This is a genomic window from Curtobacterium sp. BRD11 (assembly GCF_031844345.1).
In the GTDB taxonomy this organism is placed as follows: Bacteria; Actinomycetota; Actinomycetes; order Actinomycetales; family Microbacteriaceae; genus Curtobacterium.
Window position 1 is genome coordinate 251,735 of the sequence record NZ_JAUZUZ010000003.1, and the last position, 17,748, is coordinate 269,482.

Genomic DNA, 17,748 nt, shown 5'->3' on the forward strand with positions numbered 1-17,748 from the left:
GCTCCGTCGATCGGTTCGTGGAATGCGCACCAGTCTATTGGCCGCGTCCGGCGGCGGCACCACGGTCACCGGGGCTGTGGAGAACCGGTACGCCAGGCCCGGTGCCGGTCCGGCGGACCGGCACCGGGCCTCCAGACCGTCGCGTGCTCGCCGTCGCCGCCTACCCGTGCGACGGTGGCTGCTGGGTCGCCTCGCCCGTTCCGGTGCCCTGCGCGCCGCCGCCGGTGCCCGTCCCGGTCGACGTCGCGTCGGCACCCGCGCCCGGCTGCGAGCCGGCCCCGGCTGCCCCGCCCGGTGCGGGCGCGCCCGTCGTCGTGCCGCCGGTCGTGTCCGCGGTGGACGATCCCGGCGCGGCGGGCGCCTGGGCGCTGGTCCCCGGCGTCGCCTGGTCCCCGCCCGTCGCCGCGTCCGAGGCCGAACCGTCGACGGACCGCGGCGTCGAGCCGATCATCGCCGGGTCGGGCTCGGGCAGCGCTCCCCCGCCGTAGCGCTGGTCGAGCCACGACATCATCGAGCGGCCGACGCCGAACTTCGCGCTGTACCCGGTCGTGCCCTGCGGGAAGGACGTGTTCGCGAGACCGACGAGCCCCCTGACGTTGCCGATCCACGTCGCGTTGGTGTACTTCGTGCTCGACGTGACGAGCCAGTTCTGCGTGTCGGCGTCGGTCGTGCCGGTCTTGGCGAACTTCGGGGTGCTGTCACCGGGGTTCGCCGAGGCCGCGGTGCCGCTGCCGGTCAGGACGCCCTGCAGTGCGTGGTCGACCGTCCCGGCGACCTCGGCGGAGACGCCCCGGGTGCAGCTGGACGGCGTGGGCGTGACCGTCGTGCCGTCGGCCTCGCGCACCGAGTCGATGACGGTCGGCGTGCACACGACGCCGCCGTTCGCGAAGCCGGCGTACGCCTCGGCCAGGTCGATCGGCGAGAGCGGGTTCGTGCCGAGCACGGACGCCGGGTTCGACGCCGGGGCCGAGCCGTCCGCCTGGTGGATGCCCATGGCCTGCGCGAGGTCCTTGATCTTGCAGAGGTCGAGCTGCTTCGCCATCGCGCCGAACGCGGTGTTGATCGACTCCGAGGTCGCCGCCTGGACGCTCATGCTCGCCGGGACGGTCTCGGCGTTCGAGACGGGCCAGGGGGACCCGCCGAGTGCCTCGCACGAGTTCGTGAACTCGGACTGCTGGAACAGGTGCTCGCCAGTCGGCACCGACTCCGACAGCGTGTGCCCGGACGCCAGCCACTCGGCCAGGGTGAAGACCTTGTAGGTCGAGCCGGTCTGGAACCCCCCGGAGTTGCCGTAGGCCGTGTCCGCGTTGTAGTCGATGGCCGTCGCACCGGGGCCGGCGTTGTCGCGCTGCGTGTACGTCGTGTTCTGCACCATCGACAGCACGCGTCCGGTGCCGGGCTGGACGGTGACGTTCGTGCCGCCGAGGTCGACACCGGTCATCGTCGCGGGCACGTAGGACGAGAGTGCGGACTGGGCCTGGGCCTGCAGGTCGAGGTCGAGCGACGTGTGGATCTCGAGGCCCTTCGTGTCGAGGGTCTCGATGCGCTCCGCGGCGGTCTTGCCGAACGCCGGGTCCTGCAGCACCTGGTCGCGGACGTAGTCGCAGAAGTACCCCGCGTCGTACGCACTCGCCGCGGCCGAGCAGCCGTTCGCGGTGTCGGTGATCCGCGGCGTGACCGGGGTGGCCTCCGCCTGGTCGAGCTGCGCCTTCGAGATGTCGTGGTGCACGTACATCCGCTGCAGGACGTAGTCGCGCCGCGTCTTCGTCGCCGCGTAGCCGTTCGCCGCGCCGTTGTCCTCGTCGTCCGGCTCGTCGATGCGCAGGTTCGCCGGGTTGTTGAGGATGGCGACGAGCGTCGCGGACTGCGGGAGCGACAGGTCCTTCGCGTGCACGCCGAAGTAGTACTCGGCACCCGCCTCGGCGCCGTAGACGCGGCCGCCGAGCCCGACGAGGTTCAGGTAGCCGGTGAGGATCTGGTCCTTCGTGTACTTCTTGTCGACCGCGATGGCGTAGCGCATCTCCTGCAGCTTGCGTTGCGGTGTCACCCCGGCGGCGTCCTGGTAGCACGCCGCGACCTTGGCCTGGGTGGCGGCCGCGGTCGCGCCGGTGAGCTGCTCGCACTGCTGCACGAGGACGTTCTTCACGTACTGCTGCGTGATGCTCGAACCGCCCTGCACGTCGCCCCCGACGACGGTCGCCGCGACGCCGCGGACGGTCCCGAGCACGTCGATGCCGCCCTCGTCCTCGAAGCGGGGGTCCTCGGTGTCGATCGCCGCGCGCTTGAGCGACTCCGCCATGGCGTCCGAGGCGACGTCGGTCCGGTTCTCGGCGTAGAACGACGCGATCTTGACCTGCTGGCCGTCCTTCGTGGCGTAGACCGACGACACCTGCTGCGGGGTCTGGATGTCGAGGTAGCTCGGCAGGTCCTCGAAGAACGACACCGCTCCGGACGTCGCCTCGCCCGCCACCGCCACGGCCGGGGTCACCGCGACCGCCACCAGCAGTCCTGCGAGGCCGGACATGGCGAGGAAGGTCGTGAGGGCACCGGACCACCGCATCGCACGCATGGCGGCACGGTACGGGCCCGGACTGGGGTGCTTCTGCCGTGCTGAGGTCAGGGGCTGCGGCGGCGCACAGGATCACCCACAGGGAGGGTCGTGCATCGCCCACGGGGCGGGTCCGCTCAGTCGCGGGGCTGCAGGTCCTGGGGTCGCAGGAGGTACATGTCGGGCACCGGTTGCGCGGTCCCGCCGCCACCCTGGCCGCGCCGGGCCTGGTGCCGGACGAGGTCACCGCGGCCGACCCCGATGAGGGCGACGTCGTGCAGCGATGCCGTCCCCGGCTTGAGGTAGTCGTTGTGACCCACAGGTCGGCGGAACACGCCCGCGTCCGGTTCGACGGTGTCCGTGGAGAGGTCGAGGAGCGTCGACCCGAACCCCGCCGAACCCGGGTCGGTCCCGAAGTACCCGGAGCCGGCGATCGGGTCGCTGTGCGCGTCGCCGACGTAGACCTGCCCGGGTCCCACCGCGAGCTCGGAGGCGGTCTGCACCGCACTGCCCGGCGAGCCGAGCACGGTGAGCGAGTCCGCCTGCATGCGGCCGGACGACAGTGCCATCAGCGCCGTCGTCGACCCGTAGGAGTGCGCGACGACGTTCAACCGGGGCCGGTCGTCGCCGCGGACGGCGTCGAGACCGTCGACCACCCGTTCGAGCCGCTCGGCACCGGTGCGGGCGAGTCCGAGCGACAGGATGTTGGACATGTCGGGCGTCCGGTAGCCCATCCACGCGAGCACGGCGGTGCCGCTCGACGCGTGGTCCGCGACGCCTCGGGCGGTCTGCGTCGTGGCGAGCGCCGACACGGTGGTCTGCTCGTCGTACAGGTCGCTCGCGGTGTCGGTGAAGTCGTGCATCTGCCCGGTCACGGTGAAGAACATCCCCGGGACGACCACCGTCACGTCCCGGGCGGTCGCGAGGTCCCCCACCGCGATCGCCGCGCGGCCCGAGCCCCGGGTGTCGAGGACGATCAGGCGCCGGGGGGCCTGGCCAGACTCGCGGTGCAGGGAGTCCCGGACCTGCGCGAGCAGCGCGGTGCGGGCGGCGGCACGGTCGGACCCGGCGCCGGAGTCCTGGGCATCGGAGTCCTGGTCGTCGGAGTCCTGGTCGTCGGTGCCGACCCCGTCGGCGAGGGTGGTCCGGTTGGCGCGGTCACGGACATCGTACGGCACCCCGTCCAGGTTGCCGACGACCGCGGGGGCGAGGGCGACCAGGCGCTCCTGTGCGCCGGTGCCGAGCGCGTCCCACCACCGTGCGACGGCGACCGCGGTGGGTGGCCGGTCCTGGGCGGTCGCGAGCACCCGATCGTCCTCGTCGGCGCGTGCCAGGTCGCCGGGACCGACCGCGACGAGTGCGTCGAGGAACGCCGTGCCGCGCGCCCGCGCCAACCGCTCGAGGCCGACGTGACCGCCGGCAGCGGTCGTCGAGGCGCCGGGCGGAGCATCGCGTGCCACGGGGTCCCGGACCCCGGACACCTCCGCGACGGGCGCCTCGGCCACGGCCGGGACGCCCACGCCGGACGCTCCCGGGACGGGCACGGCAGGAGCCTCGACCACTCCCAGCGAGTGCATCGAGGCGGTGAGTAGCAGGGCCGCGGCGATGAGCAGCAATCAGGTCTCCCCGGGAAGGCCGTGTCGTCGACCCCCTCAGCCGACGATTGATGCCCTCTCGAGTGTAAGGAGAATGCGCTCACGAGGGGGTGCGCGGTGCAACTTGCCCCTCGAACTGGGTGCGGATCGTCGACGGTCCCCCGCGGACGACGGCGCGTCGCTCACGGCGAGCCGCGCTCCGCCGTGCTGCTCAGCTCCCTGCGTCCGCGTCGTCGGTCGCCTGGCCGTCGGCGCCGTCGGACGGCTCCTGTCCGTCCGCCCGGTCCGGCTCCAGGGCGCCGGGCCCCTCGGTCACGAGCAGGCGGAACTGCTCCGCGTCGATGATGCGGAGCCCGAGCTGCTCGGCCTTCGTGAGCTTCGACCCGGCACCGGGACCGGCGGCGACGAAGTCCGTCTTCTTGCTGACGCTCGACGCAGCCTTGCCGCCGGCGGCGATGATGGCCTCCTGCGCGCCCTCACGGGTGTACCCCTCGAGCGAGCCCGTCGCGACGACGGTGACCCCGCTGAGGACGCCCCCCTCGACGGCAGCGCCGGGACCGGGGTGGTCCGGCGTGGTGAACTGCACCCCCGCGGCCGTCCAGCGGTCGATGATCTCGCGGTGCCAGTCCACGGCGAACCAGTCGAGCAGGGCGTCCGCGATGATCCCGCCGACCCCGTCGACCGCCGCGAGCTCCTCGCGCGACGCCTCCCGGATGCGGTCGAGCGACCCGAAGTGGTTCGCGAGTGCCCGTGCGGCGACCGGGCCGACGTGCCGGATGCTGAGCCCGACCATGATGCGCCAGAGCGGCTTGGTCTTCGCGGCCTCGATGTTCGCCAGCATCTCGAAGGCGTTCTTCGACGGGTAGCGGCTCGGCTCGCCCGTGTGGTCGGCTCCGCGCGCGTCGGGGTCGAACGGCGGATCGGTCTTCTTGCGGGCACGGCTGAACGGCGTGACGCGCTTCGGCGTGCCGTCGTCGTCGGACTTCTCCATGCCGGTCTCGGCGTCGCGGACGATCACCTCGATGGGGACGATGTCCTCCATCGTCAGGTCGAACAGGCCGGCCTCGGTGACGAGCGGCGGCTGCTCGGGGTGCAGCGGCTGCGTGAGCGCCGCGGCGGCGACCTCGCCCAGGCCCTCGATGTCGAGCGAGCCGCGCGAGGCGATGTGCTCGACCCGGCCACGGACCTGGGCGGGGCAGCTCCGGGCGTTCGGGCAGCGGAGGTCCTTGTCGCCCTCCTTCGCCGGTGCGAGGGGCGTCCCGCACTCCGGGCAGGCGGCGGGCATGACGAACTCGCGCTCGGTGCCGTCGCGCAGCTCGACGACCGGGCCGAGCACCTCGGGGATGACGTCGCCGGCCTTGCGGAGCACGACGGTGTCGCCGATCAGGACGCCCTTCGCCTTCACGACGTCCTGGTTGTGCAGGGTCGCCTGCCGCACCACGGACCCCGCGACCTCGGCCGGCTGCATCACCGCGAAGGGCGTCGCACGTCCGGTCCGCCCGACGCTGACCACGACGTCGAGGAGCTTCGTGTGGACCTCCTCCGGCGGGTACTTGTACGCGATGGCCCAGCGCGGTGCACGGGAGGTCGAGCCGAGTTCCTCGTGCAGGGCCAGGTCGTCGACCTTCACCACGACGCCGTCGATCTGGTGCTCGACCGACGCACGACGCTCGCCGGTCGTCCGCACGAAGCCGATGACCTCGTCCACGGTGTCGAACACCCGGTAGTGCGAACTCGTCGGCAGGCCCCAGGTCTGCAGCAGCTCGTAGACCTCGGACTGGGAGTGCACCTCGGTGTCGCGCTCGAGCTCGCGCACCGGCCACGCGCCGATGCCGTGCACGAGCATGCGGAGGCGTCGCAGGCGGTCGACCATGAGCGCGCGCTTCGCCTCGGACTTGCCCTCCTCCTTCTGGCGGAGCGATCCGGCAGCCGCGTTGCGCGGGTTCGCGAACACCCGCTCCCCCGCCTCGCGCTGCCGGGCGTTCAGCTCGTCGAACTGCGCGACGGGGAAGAAGATCTCGCCGCGGACCTCGACGATGGCCGGGTGTCCCTCGCCGGACAACCGGTCGGGGATCGTGCCCATGGTGCGCACGTTGCCGGTGACGTCCTCGCCCACCACGCCGTCACCACGGGTCGCCGCCGACACGAGGCGACCGTGCTCGTACCGCAGGTTGATCGCGAGCCCGTCGATCTTCAGCTCGGTGAGGAACCGGACCCGTTCGGAGCCGGCGTCGCGCTGCACCTTGTCGGCCCACTCGGTCAGCTCCTCGGGGCTGAACACGTTGTCGAGGCTCAGCATGCGCTCGGCGTGCTCGACCGGCGCGAACTGCACCGTCTGCGCCTGGCCGCCGACGGTCTGGGTCGGGCTGTCCGGGGTGCGCAGGTCCGGGAAGCGCTGCTCGATCGCATCGAGGCGACGGACCATCGCATCGTAGTCGCCGTCCGACACCGTCGAGCCGTTGCCCTCGTAGTACTGGTCGCGCAGCTCGCCGATGCGCACCCGGAGACGGTCGACCTCCCGCTGGGCCTGCGCGGCGTCGAGGTCGGCCGGGGCCAGCGTCTCGAACGTCGAGTCGGCCGAGTCGGGGGTCGTGTCGCTCATGCCTCAGTTCTACCGTGCACCGCCGACCCCGGCCGCAGCCGGCTCCCCGGCCCCAGCCGCCCGACCCCCGGCAGCACCCGGCCGCCCGAGGCCGCAGCCGGCTGCCCGACCCCCGGTGGCAAGCTCAGACGGTCGCGGGCACCGCCGAGACGGTGCGGTCGATCGTGCACTGCCCGAGCACCCGGGTGCCGACGTAGACCACGGCCGTCTGACCGGGAGCCACACCGGACAGCGGCTCGTCGACGTCGATCACGAGCTCGCCGTCCGTCACCCGCGCCGTCGCCGGGACCGGATCGGCGTGCGCCCGGATCTGCACGTCGCACGCGAACGGCGTCGCCGGGTCGGCCGGAGCGGTCCCGGCCCAGGTGAACCGCGAGCCGGCCATCGACCGGACGTCGAGCGCCTCCTTCGGACCGACGACGACGGTGTTGTCCTTCGGCCGGATCTCGAGCACGAAGCGTGGCTTGCCGTCCGGTGCCGGTCGTCCGAGGTGCAGTCCGCGGCGCTGCCCGACGGTGTAGCCCGTGGCACCCTCGTGCTCGCCGACCACGGTGCCGTCGCGCTCCACGACCGAGCCCGGCGCGGTCCCCACGCGGTCGGCCAGCCACCCGCGGGTGTCCCCCTCCGGGATGAAGCAGATGTCGTAGGAGTCGGGCTTCTGCGCGACGGTCAGCCCGCGCGCCGCCGCCTCGGCACGGACCTCGTCCTTCGACGGTGTCGCACCGAGCGGGAACATCGCGTGCTCCAGCTGCTCGGCCGTCAGCACGCCGAGCACGTACGACTGGTCCTTCGCCCACGCCGCCGAACGGTGGAGCTCACGGGCGCCGTCCGACCCGGTGACGACCGAGGCGTAGTGGCCGGTGCACACGGCGTCGAAGCCCAGGGCGAGCGCCTTCTCGAGCAGGGCGGCGAACTTGATGCGCTCGTTGCACCGCATGCAGGGGTTCGGGGTGCGGCCGGCCTGGTACTCCGCGACGAAGTCGTCGACGACGTCCTCCTTGAAGCGCGCCGAGAAGTCCCACACGTAGTACGGGATCCCGAGCGCCGAGGCTGCCCGCTGCGCGTCCATCGAGTCCTCGATCGTGCAGCAGCCACGGCTCCCCGTGCGGAGCGTGCCCGGCATCCGGCTCAGCGCCAGGTGCACACCGACCACGTCGTGCCCGGCGTCGACGGCCCGCGCCGCGGCCACCGCCGAGTCGACCCCACCGCTCATCGCCGCAAGTACACGCATGCATCCAGGGTAAGCGCATCTCCCGACGAGTCCAGGCGTACCGTTGCTCGACGATGACCAGCACCACGAACGACGCCTTCGACCGCCGCGGCGTCCTGCTGTCCGGCTTCCTGCCCGCGGCGCTCTTCGCGATCGGCGAGGGAGCGATCATCCCGATCATCCCGATCGCCGCCGACTCCCTCGGCGCGAGCCTCGCGTTCGCCGGGTTCGTCGCCGCGCTCATCCTGGTCGGCGAGCTCATCGGTGACGTGCCCTCCGGCGTCGTGGTCGGGCGGATCGGTGAACGGAACGCGATGATCGGCGCCGCGGTGGTGTCCGTCGTCGGGCTGCTCGTCTGCGTCGTCTCACCGAGCCCCTGGGTGCTCGCCGTCGGGGTGTTCCTGGTCGGTGTCTCGACCGCCGTCTTCGCCCTCGCCCGGCACGCCTACATGACGACCGCGATCCCCCTGCGGATCCGGGCCCGCGCCCTGTCGAGCCTCGGCGGCGTGTTCCGCTTCGGCTACTTCGTCGGTCCCTTCCTCTCGGCCGGCGTCGTCCACCTGACCGGCACGACGCAGAGCGCCTTCTGGATCCACGTGGTGTGCTGCCTCGCGGCGGCGGTCGTGCTCCTCGTCCTGCGCGACCCCGCGACGGGCGCACGCGGTCTGCGGTTGCCGAGCAGGGCCTCCAGGCCGGACACGACGAGCGCGACCGACGGGACGGACGCGACCCGCGGACCGGACGCGGCCGACGCGGCACGGCGCACGGCACCCGCGCGGCACCCCGACGAGCCGCCCACCGACACGGGCGCGCAGTTCGTCGAACGCGAGGCACACGGCCTCTTCCGCACCATCCGCGAGAACCGCGCCGTCCTGGCACGGCTCGGCAGCGGAGCGGCGCTCATCGGCGCGCTCCGCGCCGGACGGCAGGTGATCCTGCCGCTCTGGGCGGTCAGCGTCGGTCTCGACGACGCCTCGGCCGCGCTCGTCATCGGCATCGCCGGCGCCGTCGACTTCGCGCTCTTCTACACGAGCGGGCAGATCATGGACCGCTGGGGCCGACTCGCGAGCGCCCTGCCGTGCATGCTCGGGCTCGCCGTGAGCTACTTCCTGCTCGCCTGGAGCGGGCACCTCGACGCGAGGGTCGGGTGGTTCGTCGGCATCGCGATCGGCATGTCACTCGCCAACGGGGTCGGCAGCGGCATCCTCATGACGCTCGGTGCGGACCTCGCGCCGCGGGGGAACCCGGCACCGTTCCTCGGTGCGTGGCGCTTCACGGGGGACTTCGGGTCGGCTGCGGCGCCACTGCTGATCTCGGGCGTCACCGCGGTCGCCTCGCTGGCGTTGGCGAGCGGGGTGATGGGGGTGCTCGGCCTGGTCGGTGCGGGGGTGCTGCTGCGGTACGTGCCGCGGTACCTGCCTCGTCGGCTGCGCTGAGCGGACGGCCTGGAGGCGCGGCTCCCGCCCGCCCCGCGTCCACGCCTCGGTAGACTGCCGCTGCTCGCGGGAGTGGTGGAATCGGTAGACACGCAGGATTTAGGTTCCTGTGCCCCAGGCGTGAGGGTTCGAGTCCCTCCTTCCGCACGATGGTCGGCTCGCCGGGTGGAGTCACACCACAGGAGGATGGGGCGGTCACCGCCGGGCGGTACCCTCGTCAGGCGGGAGCTTCCCCGTGCCCCGCCCCGACACGACCGGAACAACCATGCACTCCGTCGCACTCGCCCTGATCCCGTGGCTCGACCCGCAGTACATCCTCGACCACTTCGGGGCCATCGCCGTGCTCATCGTCTGCGCCATCGTCTTCGCCGAGACGGGCCTGCTGATCGGCTTCGTCTTCCCCGGCGACAGCCTGCTCGTCATCACGGGGCTCTTCGCCTTCGACCGCGGCGGCCAGATCGGCGGCATCCCCATCTGGGCGGCGGCGCTGATGATCGGCGCGGCGGCGTTCCTGGGCGGTGAGCTCGGGTACTACATCGGCAAGAAGGCCGGGCCCCCGATCTTCGAGCGCAAGGAGAGCGGACTCTTCTCGAAGGAGAACGTCGACCGCACGAACGCGTTCTTCCACCGCTTCGGCCCGCTCGCGGTCATCCTCGCCCGCTTCGTCCCCGTGGTCCGGACCTTCCTGCCGATCGCGGCCGGGGTCGGGCGCATGAACTACAAGAAGTACTCGTTGTACAACGCCGTCGGTGCGGTCGTCTGGGGTGTCGGCGTGACCTTCCTCGGGTACTTCCTCGGGTACATCCCGCCGATCGCGTACGTCGTGCGGAACTACATCGACGTGATCCTCATCCTGGCGGTGCTCGTCACGGTCGTCCCCGCGGGGCTGCACTACTGGCGGACCGCGCGCAAGGCGAAGCACGCCGCCGAGGCCGAGGAGGCAGCGCAGCGCGGTGGCGCCGAGCGGGGTACCGCCGACGGCGCGGGTCGCCCGGCCGAGCAGTAGTCGGCGGGCCGTCGGCGCTGCAGCGGCGGCGTCGCACAACTGAAGACACCTCGCGCCACGGGAACCCGTGGCGCGAGGTGTCGCTCGTTGTGCCTGGGCACGGAACGCCGCCCTGACGCCGGCGTCCCGCGGAGCCCTCCGACCGGTGTGGTCAGACCCCGAAGTACTCGCGGACGATCGGTGCGATCCCCCGGAACGCCTTCGACCGGTGCGACAGTGCGTTCTTCTCGTCGCGCGTCAGCTGTGCTGCCGAACGGTCGGCGTCGTCCGGCTGGAACACCGGGTCGTACCCGTGTCCGCCGTCCCCGACCGGCTCGGTCAGGACCTCGCCGTTCCACACCGCCTCGAACAGGTGCTCCGTGCCGTCCGGGGTGACGAAGGCGGCGGCACACACGAACGCAGCGGTCCGCTCCACGACCCCCTCGAGGTTCCGGAGCAACAGCGCGATGTTGTCCGCGTCCACGCGCGTCCCGGCGTACCGGGCGGAGTGGATGCCGGGTGCCCCGCCGAGCGCGTCGACGGCGATCCCGGAGTCGTCGGCGAGCGCCGGCAGCCCGGTGTGCGCCACCGCCGCACGCGCCTTGATGAGCGCGTTCGCCGCGTACGTGTCGCCGTCCTCGACGGGCTCCGGACCGTCGTACCCGACGAGCTCGACGCCCGCGCCGAGGGCCTCGCCGAGGATCCCGCGCAGCTCGACGACCTTGCCCTGGTTGTGCGTCGCCAGGACGACGGTGTGGCCGGTCACGCGAGGCCCAGCACGTCGCGCTGGATCGCCGCCAGCGACCGGTTGCCCGCGAGGCCGAGGTCGAGCAGCGTGTCCAGCTCGTCGCGGTCGAACGGCGCGTGCTCCGCCGTGCCCTGCACCTCGATGAACTTGCCGGAGCCGGTCGTCACGATGTTCATGTCGGTGTCGGCTGCGGAGTCCTCGGTGTAGGCGAGGTCGAGCATCGGCTCCCCCCCGACGATGCCGACCGAGATCGCCTGCACGCTGTCGGTCAGCGGCGTCGCCTTCTTGGCGATGAAGCCCTTGTCGCGGCCCCACTCGATCGCGTCCACCATCGCCACGTAGGCGCCGGTGATCGACGCGGTGCGGGTCCCGCCGTCGGCCTGGAGCACGTCGCAGTCGAGGACGAGGGTGTTCTCGCCGAGGCCCTTCATGTCCACGACCGCTCGGAGCGACCGCCCGATGAGCCGCGAGATCTCGTGCGTCCGTCCACCGACCTTGCCCTTGATCGACTCGCGCTGCATGCGCTCGTTCGTCGACCGCGGCAGCATCGAGTACTCGGCGGTGACCCAGCCGGTGCCCTTGCCGGCCATCCAGCGCGGCACACCGTTCGTGAAGGACGCCGTGCACAGCACCTTCGTGTTGCCGAACGAGATGAGTGCGCTGCCCTCGGCCTGCGAACTCCACCCCCGCTCGATGCTGACCGGACGGTGGTCGGTGGCACTGCGGCCGTCGATGCGGGTGCTCATGGGGTCCTTTCGGTTCGGGGCAGCGTGATGGCCCCGGTCTGGAGGTGTCCGACGCTCGAGACCTCGGGACCGAGGAAGCGCCGGGCGAGCCGGATGAAGCCGTTCTTGTCGTCGCCGGTGGCCTCGAACGCGTAGGTCGGCGGTTCCGGGGTGGTGCGTTCGAGCCCGTGCTCGACGAGCCGACGGTAGACGTCGTTCGCGGTCTCCTCGGCGCTCGACACGAGCGTGACGTCCGGGCCCATCACGTACTGGATCGCCGCGGACATCAGCGGGTAGTGGGTGCACCCGAGCACGAGCGTGTCGACGTCGGCGGCGCGGATCGGCGCGAGGTACTGCGCCGCCACCTCACGGAGCGCCGGCGACGAGGTGTCCCCGGCCTCGACGAACTCGACGAAGCGCGGGCACGCCGCGAGGGACAGGGTGACGTCGGCAGCCACGGCGAACGCGTCCTCGTACGCCCGCGAGGCGATGGTCCCCACCGTCCCGATCACCCCGACCCGACCGGTCCGGGTCTGCTTCACGGCGGCACGGGCGGCCGGCTGGATCACCTCGACGACGGGGATGCCGTACGCCTGCTCGTAGCGTTCCCGAGCATCGCGGAGCACGGCGGAGGACGCGGTGTTGCACGCGATCACCAGCGCCTTCACGCCCTGGTCGACGAGGTCGTCCATCACCTCGAGCGCGTACCGCCGGACGTCGGCGATCGGCTTCGGGCCGTAGGGCGAGTGCACGGTGTCCCCGACGTAGCGGATGCTCTCGCGCGGCAGCTGGTCGATGATCGCCCGCGCGACCGTCAGTCCACCGACCCCGCTGTCGAAGACTCCGATCGGTGCATCCGTCACGCGCCCAGCGTACCGAGCCGCACCCGCCCGGCGCCCGACCACGCGCGCCCCGCGCCTCGGCACCGCGACGTCGCCCCGGCTCCGCGACGTCGCCCCGGCTCCGCGACGTCACCGTGGCACACCGACGTCACCTCGGCACCGGGAGGTCACTAGTGTCGGACGCGTGACCAGCGCGCTCCTCACGGACCAGTACGAACTCACCATGGTGGACGCCGCCCTCAAGGACGGCACCGCCGATCGACGCTGCGTGTTCGAGGTGTTCGCCCGCCGCCTCCCCGACGGCCGCCGCTACGGTGTCGCCGCCGGTCTCGGGCGCTTCCTCACGGCGCTCACGGAGTTCCGTTTCGGCGACGAGGAGATCGGTTTCCTCCGCGACCGCGGCGTGATCGACGAGGGGACGGCTCGGTGGCTCGCGGACTACCGGTTCACCGGGGACGTCCGCGCCTACCGCGAGGGCGAGGTCTTCTTCCCCGACTCCCCCGTGCTGCAGGTCGAGGGGACGTTCGCCGAGTCGGTGGTCCTCGAGACCCTCGCGCTCAGCATCTTCAACGCCGACTCCGCCATCGCCGGCGCAGCCGCCCGCATGGTGTCCGCCGCCGACGGCCGTCCGCTCGCCGAGATGGGCTCGCGACGCACCGGCGAGTGGAACGCCGTCGCCGCCGCCCGCGCCGCGTACATCGCGGGCTTCGGCGCGACGAGCAACCTCGAGGCCGGCCGCACCTGGGGCATCCCGACGATGGGCACCGCCGCGCACGCGTTCACGCTCCTGCACGACTCCGAGGAGGCCGCGTTCCGCTCGCAGCTCGACGCCCTCGGCGACGGCACCACGCTGCTCGTCGACACGTACGACATCGAGGCAGCGGTGGAGACCGCCGTCCGGCTCACCGACGGCCGGCTCGGCGCGGTCCGCATCGACAGTGGTGACCTGCCGAGCGTCGTCGCCGCGGTCCGCGCGCAGCTCGACCGGCTCGGTGCCCCGGCGACGAAGATCACCGTGACGAACGACCTGGACGAGTACACGATCGCCGCGCTCCGGGCCGCGCCGGTCGACTCCTACGGTGTCGGCACGAGCGTCGTGTCCGGTTCGGGCCACCCGGCGGCCGGCATGGTGTTCAAGCTCGTCGCGCACCAGACCCCGGCGGGCGACGAGTGGGTCCCCGTCGCGAAGAAGTCCGCGGACAAGGCCTCGACCGGTGGCCGCAAGGAGGCCGGCCGACGCCTCCGCAACGGCATCGCCACCGCCGAGGTCGTCCTGACCTCCGGTCGCCTCGGCCCCGACGAGCGACCCCTGCTCGTCCCCGTGGTGGACCACGGCGAGGTCGACCCGGCGTTCCTCGGGGTCGCCGGCGTCGAGGCGGCTCGGGCGCACCACGAGCGCGCCAAGGCGGAGCTCCCGGTGGACGCGTCCCGCATCGGACGCGGCGACCCGGCGATCCCCACCCTGGTGGTCTAGCGGACTACTCGGACTTCATCTTCTCGTAGATGGCCTTGCAGTCCGGGCACACCGGGAACTTCTCCGGGTCGCGGCCCGGCACCCACTTCTTGCCGCAGAGCGCCTTGACCGGCTTGCCGGAGAGTGCGGACTGCAGGATCTTGTCCTTCTTCACGTAGTGCGAGAACCGCTCGTGGTCGCCGGGCTCGATCGCCTCTTCCTCGAGGAGCTTCTCGAGCTCGCGGTCCATCACGTCGAGGCCGCCGCCGGGTTCCGTCATGCTCATGGGTCCAGGGTACGACGATGCAGCCGACGCCGCGACGGACCGGAGGCACGGGTCCGCCCCGCCACGCGGCTCACCTGCACCGAGGACGGACGGGAGGCACGGGACGGTCCCGCCACGCGCCTCCCGTCCGACGGTGCGTGCCGACGGGAGGCACGGCGTCGGGCCACAGCGTGCCTCCCGGCCGGCAGTCGCTCAGTTCCGCTGCGCCGCAGCGAGCAGGTCGGGACCGCGCCGGTCGAAGAGCCGACCGCCGACGGCCACGCCGGTCACGAGCACGACGACACCGACGGCGATGCCGACGAGGAGCGTCGCGAGTGCCCAGGGTTCCGGACCCTCGACCGCGGTGAGCACCGCCAGCCAGCCCGCGGGGACGAGCGACGCCAGGATGCCGACGATCATCGTCGTCTGCGCGACCGCGGCCGTCGTCCCGGCGGCCTGCGGCTGCTGGAACGGGTGGTCGCCGGGGCGGACGGTCGGGTACGGCAGCAGGACGGAGACGACGCTCGACAGCCCGAGCCCGGCGAGCAGTGCACCCACTGCGATGCCGGTGAGCACCGGGAAGGCCGTGGGGTCCCCGAAGAGCGCGGCGGACACGGCGGCGCCCGCCACGACGAGCGGCAGTCCGACGACGAGCAGGGGCACGAGTCGCCCGAGCCGGTCGGTCCAACCGGGAGCGCCCGACGCCACGTGCAGCCAGACCGCGGTGTTGTCGTAGGAGACGTCGTTGTGGGGCAGGAACCCGGCGATGAGTGCCATGAGCGGCAGCGGGACCAGCGCGGTCCAGTGCCACGGCACGCCGGCGACCCCGAGCGGGAGCACCACGAGCGGCACGAACAGGATGACCAGGTAGGACATCCGGTAGCGCGGGTCACGGCCCCAGTACGTCAGCGCCCGGGCGGCGACCGCGCCGACCGGCGTCGAGCCCAGGCCGGCGAACCAGCCGAGCCCGCGGTAGCGGCGGGTGCCGGCGCGTCCGTCCGCGGCCTCGAGTGCGACGCCGACCAGCGCCCACCAGGCCCACGCGAGCAGTGCGACGGTGACCAGGGCGACCAGCAGCTTCAGGAGCCCCTCGCCGACGCGACCGCTCGCCACGTCCGCCGGCACCGCCCAGGCGGCACCCCACGGCGTCCACCCGGCGACGTCGGCGATCCGCTGGAGCTCGGTGCTGGCGGGGTCGAGCCAGTCGCTGCGGAACAGCAGCGACGCCACCGGCAGTCCCAGCACGACGATCACGAGGGCGGCGAGCCAGCCGGCGTCGCGCGACCGGTGCGGTCCGACGAAGGTCGCACCGACGGCGCTGCCGACCCGCAGCAGCAGGGCGCAGGTCAGGGTGCCGAGCAGTGCGGCGACGACGGCCAGCACCGCGGTGCCGCCGCTGCGCGACCACGCGCCGACCTGCCCGACCGCGACGACCGCGACGGCGAGCACCGGGACGCCCACGAGTCCGGCGACGCCGAGACCGACGGCGAGGTGACGGCGGTCGATCCCGTACACGGCGAAGCGGCGCGGGTCGAACTGGTCGCTGCGACCGACGACGAGCGGCACCAGCGTGAGTGCGAGGGCGACGAACGTGCCGACGGGGACCGCGACCGACCGCGCGACCTCGACGGGTGCCTGCCGCAGCGCGAGGAGCTCGCCGGCCACCACCACGGCGGCGACCAGGCCGAGCAGGGACCCGAGCACCACGAGGACCGACCGTCGGGCTCCCCCACGGACCTCGCCCGCGAGCAGGTCGACCCTCAGTCGGAGAAGCTGTGCAACCATTCCATGCTCTCTGCCACGACGCGGCCGCCCGCGAGTTCGACGAACTTGTCCTCGAGGCTCTTGCGCCCGCGGACCTGCGCCATCGTGCCGGAGGCGAGGACCTTGCCGCCGACGATGATCGCGACGGAGTCGCACGTGCGCTGCACGAGCTCCATGGAGTGGCTGGAGAGCACCACGGTGCCGCCGCCGCGGGTGTACCGCCGCAGGATGTCCGTGATCGTCGCCGCGCTCACCGGGTCGACCGACTCGAACGGCTCGTCGAGCACGAGGACGCGCGGCGAGTGGATCAGGGTCGCGGCGAGCGCGATCTTCTTCGCCATGCCGACCGAGTAGTCGGCGACCTGGCGCCCGAGCGCCTCGCCGAGACCGAACGCCTCGGCCAGGTCGGTGCTGCGCTTCCGTGCGGTCGCACCGTCGAGCCCACGGAGCGTGGCCGAGTAGTGCAGCAGCTGCGCGCCGGTGAGCCGGTCGAACAGCCGGAGCCGGTCGGGCAGCACACCGAGGGCGCGCTTGGCCGCCGTCGGGTCGGACCAGACGTCGTGGTCGAGGACGGTCACGGTGCCCGCGTCGGGCCGGAGGAGACCGGTGACCATCGAGAGCGTGGTGGTCTTGCCGGCGCCGTTCGGTCCGACGACGCCGAAGATCGAACCCTGGCGGATCTCGAGGTCGACCTCGTCCGCGGCGAGGGTCTGGCCGTACCGCTTCACGAGGCCGCTCGCGCGGAGCACGACGGGCTGCTGCGCCTGTGCGGTCTGCGTCGCGGCGGCGGTGGCGGTCGGCTGGCGTCCGGGAGCGCGCTTCTCCTTCGCCGTGGAGCCGGCCGCAGCGGTCTTCGGCGTGCCCGCACGCTGGGTCGTCCCCGTGCTCGACGCGTCGTCCCCGGCCGCGCCGGAGCCGGTGGCGGTCGTGTCGGTGGGCTGTGCGGGCGTCGCGGGGCCCGAGGGTCGTGCGGCACGCCCCTTGCCCTTGCCCTTGCCCTTGCGGGGAGTGCGGTCCGACGCGGCGGCCGTGGCCGTCGGTGCGCCGGTCGCCGCAGCAGCGGTGGCGGGTGCGCTCGTCGCAGCAGCTGCCGGTCGCGCGGCGACGGCGGTCTCCGGGTCGGCGCCCTGGTCGGGTGCACCTTCGTCGTGGCCGACCGCGACGGCCGCACCCGTCGTGTCGTCGGTCATCTCGTCATCATCGGAGGCGTCGTCGCGCGCATCCTCGTCCCCCGTGTCGTCGTCGGCCGCGTCACCGGACGGTCCGTCCGCGTCCGCCAGCCAGGCGGCGTCGGACGTCGCGTACACGTCGTCGTCATCAGCTGCAGCCACCGCCCCACCGTACCAACGCGCCGGACGCGGCCGACCCCGACCGGCGGCGCGTCCGCGAGGGCCTCGGTACCGAACCGGTCACAGGATCACGAAATGAGCACGAAGCACGCGGGGGTGTACCCCGGAGCGCACTCGTTCCGTATCATTCACCAGGGCACGACGGAGTGTTCACCACATGGAAACCTGCCCGGACGGGCGCCCGTGGCCGCTCGTCCCCCGCACGAAGGTGCAGGAAGCGCACGCT

At 72.7% G+C, this 17,748-nt stretch carries 13 protein-coding genes and 1 tRNA gene; 4 read left to right on the forward strand and 10 right to left on the reverse strand.

Translation table 11 applies throughout. The annotated features are described in order from the left end of the window. Positions 1-160 precede the first annotated feature (160 nt). The 4 genes from Q9R28_RS09095 to mnmA all read right to left on the reverse strand — a co-directional run bounded on the left by Q9R28_RS09095 (position 161) and on the right by mnmA (position 7,976). Positions 161-2,569, reverse strand: a complete 2,409-nt coding sequence (locus Q9R28_RS09095; protein ID WP_311205928.1) for a transglycosylase domain-containing protein — start codon at positions 2,567-2,569, stop codon at positions 161-163. A gap of 116 nt (positions 2,570-2,685) precedes the next feature. Beyond that, positions 2,686-4,092: an alpha/beta hydrolase gene (locus Q9R28_RS09100; RefSeq protein ID WP_311205929.1), complete on the reverse strand. Its 1,407-nt coding sequence runs from the start codon at positions 4,090-4,092 to the stop codon at positions 2,686-2,688. 262 nt (positions 4,093-4,354) lie between these two features. Then, positions 4,355-6,745, reverse strand: a complete 2,391-nt coding sequence (gene ligA, locus Q9R28_RS09105) for an NAD-dependent DNA ligase LigA (RefSeq protein ID WP_311205930.1) — start codon at positions 6,743-6,745, stop codon at positions 4,355-4,357. A gap of 124 nt (positions 6,746-6,869) precedes the next feature. Continuing rightward, positions 6,870-7,976, reverse strand: a complete 1,107-nt coding sequence (gene mnmA / locus Q9R28_RS09110; RefSeq protein ID WP_311205931.1) for a tRNA 2-thiouridine(34) synthase MnmA — start codon at positions 7,974-7,976, stop codon at positions 6,870-6,872. 53 nt (positions 7,977-8,029) lie between these two features. On the opposite strand from mnmA, the gene Q9R28_RS09115 reads away from it, so the two are divergent. From Q9R28_RS09115 to Q9R28_RS09125, 3 genes are all read left to right on the forward strand, one after another. Beyond that, positions 8,030-9,391, forward strand: coding sequence for an MFS transporter (locus Q9R28_RS09115; RefSeq protein WP_066652930.1), 1,362 nt, complete (start codon positions 8,030-8,032; stop codon positions 9,389-9,391). Between the two features lie 66 nt (positions 9,392-9,457). Then, positions 9,458-9,538, forward strand: a tRNA-Leu gene (locus tag Q9R28_RS09120). A 118-nt stretch (positions 9,539-9,656) separates the two neighbouring features. Then, the gene (locus Q9R28_RS09125) at positions 9,657-10,397 is read left to right on the forward strand and encodes a DedA family protein (protein WP_209683580.1); all 741 of its coding nucleotides are present in this window, start codon (positions 9,657-9,659) and stop codon (positions 10,395-10,397) included. 151 nt (positions 10,398-10,548) lie between these two features. Here the strand turns inward: Q9R28_RS09125 and rdgB are convergent, their stop codons facing one another. Genes rdgB through murI form a run of 3 tightly spaced genes read right to left on the reverse strand, consistent with a single transcriptional unit; the run spans position 10,549 to position 12,712 of the window. Next, a complete protein-coding gene (gene rdgB, locus Q9R28_RS09130; RefSeq protein ID WP_066652922.1) occupies positions 10,549-11,142 on the reverse strand; it encodes an RdgB/HAM1 family non-canonical purine NTP pyrophosphatase in 594 nt (197 codons plus the stop codon). After that, positions 11,139-11,870, reverse strand: coding sequence for a ribonuclease PH (gene rph, locus Q9R28_RS09135; protein ID WP_066652919.1), 732 nt, complete (start codon positions 11,868-11,870; stop codon positions 11,139-11,141). The genes rdgB and rph overlap by 4 nt, the downstream gene beginning before the upstream one ends. Further along, entirely contained in the window at positions 11,867-12,712 is an 846-nt protein-coding gene (murI, locus tag Q9R28_RS09140; RefSeq protein ID WP_066652917.1) for a glutamate racemase, read from the reverse strand. Before murI ends, rph begins: the two co-directional genes overlap by 4 nt. Between murI and Q9R28_RS09145 the strand changes: the two genes are divergently transcribed. Further along, positions 12,696-14,165: a nicotinate phosphoribosyltransferase gene (locus tag Q9R28_RS09145; protein ID WP_396137157.1), complete on the forward strand. Its 1,470-nt coding sequence runs from the start codon at positions 12,696-12,698 to the stop codon at positions 14,163-14,165. The two genes, murI and Q9R28_RS09145, sit on opposite strands and share 17 nt — an antisense overlap. Before the next feature lie 4 nt (positions 14,166-14,169). Here Q9R28_RS09145 and Q9R28_RS09150 read toward each other — a convergent pair whose 3' ends face one another. From Q9R28_RS09150 to Q9R28_RS09160, 3 genes are all read right to left on the reverse strand, one after another. Beyond that, positions 14,170-14,430 (reverse strand): DUF3039 domain-containing protein, encoded by a 261-nt coding sequence (locus Q9R28_RS09150; RefSeq protein WP_144411249.1) that lies wholly within the window; start codon positions 14,428-14,430, stop codon positions 14,170-14,172. A gap of 192 nt (positions 14,431-14,622) precedes the next feature. Next, the gene (locus Q9R28_RS09155) at positions 14,623-16,194 is read right to left on the reverse strand and encodes an ABC transporter permease (RefSeq protein ID WP_311205932.1); all 1,572 of its coding nucleotides are present in this window, start codon (positions 16,192-16,194) and stop codon (positions 14,623-14,625) included. Then, positions 16,170-17,504, reverse strand: coding sequence for an ABC transporter ATP-binding protein (locus Q9R28_RS09160; protein ID WP_311205933.1), 1,335 nt, complete (start codon positions 17,502-17,504; stop codon positions 16,170-16,172). Before Q9R28_RS09160 ends, Q9R28_RS09155 begins: the two co-directional genes overlap by 25 nt. Between the last annotated feature and the right edge of the window lie 244 nt (positions 17,505-17,748).

Excerpts from the sequence above, each read along its gene's own strand:
- Q9R28_RS09095 (WP_311205928.1), bottom strand. The coding sequence starts at position 2,569 with ATGCGTGCGATGCGGTGGTCCGGTGCCCTCACGACCTTCCTCGCCATG.
- ligA (WP_311205930.1), bottom strand. The coding sequence starts at position 6,745 with ATGAGCGACACGACCCCCGACTCGGCCGACTCGACGTTCGAGACGCTG.
- mnmA (WP_311205931.1), bottom strand. The coding sequence starts at position 7,976 with ATGCGTGTACTTGCGGCGATGAGCGGTGGGGTCGACTCGGCGGTGGCC.
- Q9R28_RS09115 (WP_066652930.1), top strand. The coding sequence starts at position 8,030 with ATGACCAGCACCACGAACGACGCCTTCGACCGCCGCGGCGTCCTGCTG.
- Q9R28_RS09125 (WP_209683580.1), top strand. The coding sequence starts at position 9,657 with ATGCACTCCGTCGCACTCGCCCTGATCCCGTGGCTCGACCCGCAGTAC.
- rph (WP_066652919.1), bottom strand. The coding sequence starts at position 11,870 with ATGAGCACCCGCATCGACGGCCGCAGTGCCACCGACCACCGTCCGGTC.
- Q9R28_RS09150 (WP_144411249.1), bottom strand. The coding sequence starts at position 14,430 with ATGAGCATGACGGAACCCGGCGGCGGCCTCGACGTGATGGACCGCGAG.
- Q9R28_RS09155 (WP_311205932.1), bottom strand. The coding sequence starts at position 16,194 with ATGGTTGCACAGCTTCTCCGACTGAGGGTCGACCTGCTCGCGGGCGAG.